This is a genomic window from Loigolactobacillus binensis, assembly GCF_005405165.1.
Lineage (GTDB): Bacteria > Bacillota > Bacilli > Lactobacillales > Lactobacillaceae > Loigolactobacillus > Loigolactobacillus binensis.
Genome location: NZ_BJDN01000033.1, coordinates 22,897 through 30,553, shown reverse-complemented (window position 1 = coordinate 30,553; position 7,657 = coordinate 22,897). Strand labels below are relative to the sequence as shown.

At 39.7% G+C, this 7,657-nt stretch carries 6 protein-coding genes; 3 read left to right on the top strand and 3 right to left on the bottom strand.

The genetic code is table 11. The features are described 5' to 3' along the window. Window positions 1-331: 331 nt before the first annotated feature. Entirely contained in the window at window positions 332-994 is a 663-nt protein-coding gene (locus tag FFM78_RS12130) for a VanZ family protein (protein ID WP_137638663.1), read from the bottom strand. Window positions 995-1,298: 304 nt separating this feature from the next. Between FFM78_RS12130 and FFM78_RS12125 the strand changes: the two genes are divergently transcribed. The 3 genes from FFM78_RS12125 (at window position 1,299) to FFM78_RS12115 (ending at window position 5,183) form a co-directional block, all read left to right on the top strand. Then, window positions 1,299-3,446: an LTA synthase family protein gene (locus tag FFM78_RS12125; RefSeq protein ID WP_137638662.1), complete on the top strand. Its 2,148-nt coding sequence runs from the start codon at window positions 1,299-1,301 to the stop codon at window positions 3,444-3,446. A 347-nt stretch (window positions 3,447-3,793) separates the two neighbouring features. Next, entirely contained in the window at window positions 3,794-4,573 is a 780-nt protein-coding gene (locus FFM78_RS12120; RefSeq protein WP_137638661.1) for an FtsX-like permease family protein, read from the top strand. Between the two features lie 31 nt (window positions 4,574-4,604). Beyond that, window positions 4,605-5,183, top strand: a complete 579-nt coding sequence (locus FFM78_RS12115) for an ABC transporter (RefSeq protein WP_137638660.1) — start codon at window positions 4,605-4,607, stop codon at window positions 5,181-5,183. Between the two features lie 9 nt (window positions 5,184-5,192). Here FFM78_RS12115 and FFM78_RS12110 read toward each other — a convergent pair whose 3' ends face one another. Together FFM78_RS12110 and FFM78_RS12105 are read right to left on the bottom strand one after the other, a co-directional pair. Further along, window positions 5,193-6,671: an ATP-binding protein gene (locus tag FFM78_RS12110; protein ID WP_137638659.1), complete on the bottom strand. Its 1,479-nt coding sequence runs from the start codon at window positions 6,669-6,671 to the stop codon at window positions 5,193-5,195. Next, entirely contained in the window at window positions 6,668-7,396 is a 729-nt protein-coding gene (locus FFM78_RS12105; protein WP_137638658.1) for a winged helix-turn-helix domain-containing protein, read from the bottom strand. The genes FFM78_RS12110 and FFM78_RS12105 overlap by 4 nt, the downstream gene beginning before the upstream one ends. Window positions 7,397-7,657: the final 261 nt, after the last annotated feature.

Below are 7,657 nucleotides of genomic sequence, written 5' to 3'. Positions count from 1 at the left end.
AGGTCCTTCTTTCTAGTGGAATGTTGTGGTGACACCATTAAAGACCTTTACGGGTTTTTCTGTCCACTAATATGTTCAACTTAAATTTTACAATCTACCCTTTTAAAAAGTTAATGATTTAATGGTATAGACTAATTATAGTTAAAAAGCTTGGTTGCTCATAACACGGTTAAAAGAAAAATTAAAAATGTAACTAAGTGAGCATACTGTAATAGCAAATAAGGTAAACAGGACGTTCATCACACTGCCTTGATTTTTGTTCAGTCTGATTATTATCGCCGTATAAAATTGGTATGGACAAAAAAAGTCTGCGAAGTATCCCCGCAGACTTCTATGGGTTTCCATTTAGTTTATACCAACAATAACGGATGCCCCGCCAAAGTAAATAAAGTAAAAAACCGACCAAACCACCTAATACATTAAAAGTCACATCATCAATATCGGCAATTCCTGTGGATAGTAGGTACTGTAAAGTCTCAATCGACAACGAGACCCCCACGCCTAATAGATAAACCTGTAAGAATTGTACTGGCAACCAACGCCGATTATCCCGCAAACGAACGCCATAACTGAAACCTAACGGGATGAACCATAAAATATTACCAAAGAGGTTATATAGGAAATCAAATTTTGACGTACCGCGAACTAATTTCCAAGTTTCGACAAATGGTGTTGTATTGATGGCCTCATGACTTAATTGTAAATGAGCCCAGAACTGATTGGGCCAATAAATGCCACGTAAAGCAGTTAATGAAAATAACAAAGATAAGTAAATCACCACTAACCATAAATAAAGCTCCCGCCGCCAAAAAGCTAGTTGCCAAACCAAACGCTGTCGACGCCATAAATAGAACAAGCGCAAAGCCAGAAAAATCAAAAAATACAGTAACGTTTTATCTAAACTATAAAAAATCAGCCGAATCAGTGGAAAATGATTGATTTGATCTGCATATTGCCCGGCCACTAGCCGATAAAGTGGCCCCAGAAAAATCATGACTCCGCCTCTTTTCTTCCAATAGATTGCTGGTTTTATTTTAGCAAAAAATAACAGGTAAAACGAATTTGCAACCCGAATTTTAGAAAACTTAAACAGAACTTATATTGTCGTTCAATACCGCCTAAAATACCGCTAGCCCACCACTTATTTTGTTAGCGCTTCTGCTTGGCTTAAACTAGGTGGCACTCCAGTCCTTAGGTGGTTTGACAATTGATTTCGATTACGCGTACAATATCTTGAGACTTGATTTTACGACCAAAACTAAAAGATCAATCGGTTACTTGAAGGAGTTTAAATTCCCGTGAAACGTTCATTTAAAAAATTTACTACGTTTATTAACCACCGAACTGGCTTTTTTATTTTATTAGTTGGACTTTTCTGGTTAAAAACAATGTTCGCCTACTACGTTGATTTCTCCTTAGGCGTCAGCGGCATTTTTCAACACTTTATTTTATGGCTAAATCCATTAGCAACGACCTTGCTAACTTTGGGTTTAGCTTTATATATTCAGCGGCCACGTTTACGTTATTTTGGGCTAATGATTTTAACGACGGCTAATACTGCCCTACTTTACTTTAATGTGATCTACTATCGGCAATTCACAGATTTCATGACGATCAATACGATTTTAGGCTATTCCAAGGTATCAGAAGGCCTAAGCGGTAGTTCTTTGGCGTTGGCCCGGCCTTACGATGTGCTTTACTGGTTGGATCTGATCATCCTAGTTATTTTATTACTCGCCCATTTGATCAAAATAGACACACGCTCGGTTCCCCGGCGCTTACCTTTTGCGATCACTTCGGTTGCAGTTTTATTATTTTCAGTTAATTTGACTTTAGGTGAAGCCAATCGACCACAATTACTGACCCGTACTTTCGACCGTAATTACATTGTTAAATACTTAGGTTTAGACGCTTATACTGTGTACGATGCCGTTCAAACCGCACAAAATAATCAAACGCGCGCAACAGCCAATGGTTCTGACCTCACCAATGTGTTAGCCTTTATCAAACAACATTATGCCGCGCCTAATGCCAAAATGTATGGCATTGCCAAGGGACGAAATGTGATCATTATTCATTTAGAAAGCTTCCAACAGTTTCTGATCGATTACAAAGTCGATGGTCAGGAGGTCACGCCTTTTTTAAATAGCCTTTACCATGATAACCAAACCTTTGCCTTCAGTAATTTCTTTCATCAAGTTGGCCAAGGTAAAACCAGTGATGCTGAAAACATGCTGGAAACCAGTGTTTACGGACTACCGCAAGGTTCTGTTTTTACTGCCTTAGGCTCTGATAATACATTCCAGGCCGCACCAGCAATTCTACAACAAAAAGCTGGCTATAGCTCGGCGGTATTCCACGGTAACGTAGGTTCCTTCTGGAATCGAGATAATGTTTATAAAAATATGGGTTATCAGAATTTCTTTGATGCTTCTTATTTTAATACATCAGGTGATCGTTCCGAGCAATACGGCTTGAAGGATAAATTACTGTTCCATGATTCAGTTAAATACCTGGAACAGTTGCAACAGCCATTTTATGCTAAATTCATTACCGTTACTAACCATTTCCCGTTTCCTTTAGATGCTGAAGATACTAATTTCCCGCTACCCACAACTGATGATAAGGCCGTCAATAATTACTTTGCCACTGCCCACTATTTGGATCAAGCGTTAAAGGAATTCTTCACTTATCTAAAGGAAAGCGGCCTGTATGATAATTCAATGATCGTGCTGTACGGGGATCACTACGGATTATCCAATAGCGATAATCTTAGTTTGGCTGAATTATTGGGTAAGTCGGCCGATACTTGGAACGATTACGATAATGCACAATTGCAGCGTGTGCCGTTAATGATCCATATTCCGGGTCAGCACAACGGGGGGATCCAAAAGCAATATGGTGGTGAAATCGATGTTTTGCCAACGATCGAACATCTGTTAGGCATTGATAATCGCGGGTACGTACAGTTTGGTACTGATCTATTTTCTGCTGATCATGATCAAGTCGTTGCTTTCCGTAATACCAACTTTGTAACGCCAACACATACGGTGATTGACGGTACGATCTACAATAATAATGGCGATGAAATCACTCATCCTAGTGCGGCTTTAAAAGCCGAAGTCAAGCGACAACAAACTAAGGTCCAAAATGAATTACAGCTCTCTGACGCGGTCAACAATAAAAACCTATTGCGTTTTTACACTCCCGCCGGTTTCAAACCAGTTGACCCAGAAAATTACAATTATAAAAACGATTTTGCACGGCTCAAACTCAACGGTGCAAAGTTAGGTAAATTATCGACTAGCCTCTATTCGAAAAAAGGTGACAAAACAACTAGTGACCTCTATAAAACGGATGCACCAGAACTCTCTAGCGGCTCTGCCGCCAGTAGTGACGAATCATCGCACTCATTCAGCAGTTCTTCCAGTGAGTTTAGCAAATAACTGCTTTAAAGTTTGCGGTTGATATGCTACTGCCTGTCCAAATAAATTAATTCTATCCCGGTGGTGGCCATTAATTGGGCTGGTTAAATAAAAGTACCGTTAAAGTAGGAAAACATCCACTTTAACGGTACTTTTGCGTATTAATTATCATTTTCGATCAAGTAATTAGGTCACTTTAGCCCCCACCCTTTGCCGCAGATCAATCGTTAAGTTAGTGACCAGTATGATCTTAATTGTTTTCTACCCATTAATTGAAGGTTAAAGCACTGAATTCGCGATTTTAAACCGGGAACTTCACACTTTTTTCAAAATATTTTTTTATAATTGACTGGTAATGAGGTGAGTTTATGCGGGTGATTCAGCGGGTGTTTGCAAGTCTGCGCTACCATTGGCGTTATAGCCTGCTTTTTGGTGTACTGGCAACCATATTTCTCGTCGGTGGTTTATCAACATTGATTGTCCAAGCGCTTCAGAACCAGGCGCTAGGCTTATTTGAACAACGCATCGCGATTATCGATCAACGTTCAAATAATGCAACACGCTGGTCAATTTTGCGGCAATTACTGCACATTCGCCAGGCAATCGTCAGCGATACGGGAAATATTTATAACTATCTATTTTGGGGATTTGCCCTTTTAATTTTATTACTCAGTATTATCAGCTTGATTCAACGCAAGCATGAATTTTCTATTTATCAATTAGCTGGAAAAAACACAGCAGATATCAGTTTTCAATTTGCTTTAGAAAACTTATTTCTATTCGTGATCACTAGCTTTGTTGTGGTGATCGTCCTTTTATGTGTCCAGACCTTATACCTCAACGGCATGGTCCAGCTTAATCAATATTGGTTTACACAAAGCTTACCTGCAAATTTAAAAACATTATTGCAAAGCAATTCAGGCCAGGCATGGCGTGAATTTAATCAACTTTTTCAGCATCAATTTACAACCTTTAATGGTCATTTATTATTATTTGATCAGGGTATTCGTAGCAGTAGCAGTCTTGCTGATTACGATCGTTTTCTCTGGGTTCTACTTTGGCAAGGCAGTGCCTTAGTCTTCTTAGTCAGTTACCTCAGTGCCTCAATTTATAACTGGGGCATCGGTCGAAAGGCGTTACGCACTTAATTCACGCGGCAACCTAGTAAAGGAGCAAATTATGTTCTCTTTCTATCCAACTAAAAATCAAACAAACTTTTTAGCCAAATGGCAGGCTGTGTTTGCGCCTGCAAAACTATATTTCCTTTATTTGCCGCAAGTAGTACGACGACAACAGGTTATTAAACACTACCATAAACTATTTATGCAGCATCATTTAAACAAACGTCTAGGTATTGTGTCTGCAAAAAATGATGTCTTGCTACCTTATTTAAGTGTACGCGAAAATATCATGCTGAATCGTAGTGGCAGTGCTAAGAAAAAGCAGCAATGGCAACAAGGCTCTAAACATGATTTTTTTGCTAAGGATGCCAGTGAACTAACTAGCAGCGAACGCTTCTATGTCCAGCTCTACCGTAATGTTTTTGCGGGTAAAGATATTATTTTGATCGATGCTACTTTGGATGATTACTTACCTGCGGAAATGCGTGCGGCCTTGATCAAACTAAACCAGTTAGTTGAAACTAGTCACATCACGCTGATTTTTCTCACTGCTAATCAAGAACTGCTAAATAGCGAACATGAACAAAGCTTGCACACGATTCCCTTTACCAATGAATTGGACAGCAAAAAAGGTTAACCACCGCGGTTAACCTTTTTCTTTTGGTGTTTCTTGACTAGCAACTTCATCAGGGAAACTAATGGTAAACGTCGTCCCCACCTTTTCTTTACTGGCGACTTTGATCTCCCCACCATGCAAATGAACCAGTTGATGAACAATTGCAAGGCCAAGGCCTGATTCACCGTATTTAGTATTCTTTCGCGATGGATCTGCCTTATAATACCGTTCCCAAATATTTTTAACTTGGTCGGCAGACATCCCGATCCCAGTATCTTGAACCGTAAATACCGTCTCATGATAGCCATGTTTGGCAGTGATCGTGATTGTTCCTTGTTGGGTAAATTGAATTGCGTTTTGGATCACATTAAACATCACTTGAACAAAGCGATCATAATCAGCATATACCTGCACAGTAGCTCCTGGGGTCAGCAGCAATTTGTCGCCGGCATCGTGAGCTTTCTTAGTCAACTGCAGCACAATGTTTTGCAAAGCCTCTGTCCCATTGAAATTACGTTTAGATAAACTAATTTGATTGGTACGGATCTTTTCATAATCTAAATTTTCGTTGACAATACGGATCAACCGCTTGGTCTCGTTTTGCATCAAAGCAATACTCTTACCCCGCATGTCTTCAGGAATAGCATTATACTGTAAGCCTTCCAACAGGCCATTGATCGTGGTCAACGGCGTACGCATTTCATGAGCAGCATCCGCCATAAATTGCCGGCGCCGTTCTTCTTGACGTTTGATCTCATCCTGTGATTCACGCAAAGAAGTGGTCATTTGATTAAAATCGATCGCCAAATCATCCAACTCATCCCGATGTTTTGCCTCGAGTTGAACATCAAAATCGCCTTTCGCAACTTTATGAGCCGCTCCCCGTAGTCGATTGATTCGAAAAATTTGATACTTTGCCAATAAGAAACTAAGCACCACAGCCGCCACACTAGAAATCAGTAACGCCATAAATAAATTATGCTCAATTTTAGTGATATTAGCGTGCACATTGGACACCAGTGAACCTACAGAAATCACGGCCTTCAATTCACCGCCATAGAAATACGGTACCAATACATCAGTCATTTCCTGTTGATTATTTAACACATTAGTTCCGTGATCTGACTTACGGTAAATTCGCTTACCCTGTTTTAATTTACGCCAATCCGCTTTTTTCAAAGTACGCGCCAATGCTGGCCCGTTATTGCGCTCAGCAATCGGATAAATCATTTTATTTTTATCATTAAAAATCGCAAAATGAACCTTCTGGTGTGACAATACTGCTTCACTATTACTTAACATACTGACTTGAAAGCCATTAAACGTATTGGTCGTTTTATCCACCGTCATTGCCTGCTGCATCAAACTATCAGCATAACCTTCCAGTTGATCCCACGTGTTTTCGTAAACCATTTTATCGGTAAATTGAATGAAAAATAGCCCTACAACCAACAGCGTAGTCATGATCACGGCAAAAAAAGCCAACATTTGCTGATAAATCAGTTTCATTGCGCCGTCACATCGGAGTCATCAAATTTATAGCCAACCCCCCAAACAGTCTGAATAATTTGTGGGCCAACTTTCTCGATCTTTTGCCGTAATTTTTTGATATGCGCATCCACAGTTCGTTCATCACCATAATATTGATAATCCCAAACCAACTCCAACAGTTGCTCCCGGGAGAAAACTTGCTTAGGCTTTTTGGCCAATGTGTATAACAAATCGAATTCTTTAGGCGTTAAACCAACAATTGGTTTATCTGCCAGGTAGGCCTCCCGAGTTTTGGTATTTAACTTAAAGTGATCAGTAACCACATCGAAGTCAGTTTCGGCGCTATCCTCATCAGCTTCGGCATTACCGTCGCCTAATTCGGCACGCCGATGTAATGCTTTGATGCGCGCGATCAATGTCATCGGACTAAAGGGTTTAGTCACGTAATCATCGGCACCAATTTCCAACCCCAACACCTGATCACTTTCGGAATCACGGGCAGTCAGCATGATCAACGGCACGCTTTCGGAAACCGCACGAATTTCTTTCGCAACTTGCATGCCATCCATACCTGGTAAATTTAAATCCAGGGTAATAATATCCCAACTAGCCGGCGCAGCATTAAACATTTCCAATGCTTCCTTGCCATCGTAAGCAAAACTAACTTGCCATTCTTCTTTAGTAAAAAACATATTCATCATTTCGGAGACAGATTTATTATCTTCGATCATCAATAATCGCATAGGTTAATTCCTCCGTTTATTATCAAGTCACTTATTTAATTTACAACAATCTTTATACGCAACTAAGGCATTTTATTAATATAATTCTAAATTAGCTGACCAAAGCCTGTCAGCGTCCATCTTTAAAATCTAGTCAATATTGACTTTATTATACAATACCTCACATTACTTGTGGACCTTTGCCAAAAAAGTTGTTGCAAGTTCATTAACTATTCACATTTTAGATCATCCAGCTGAACTGTATTTTCGGAATTTTTTTTG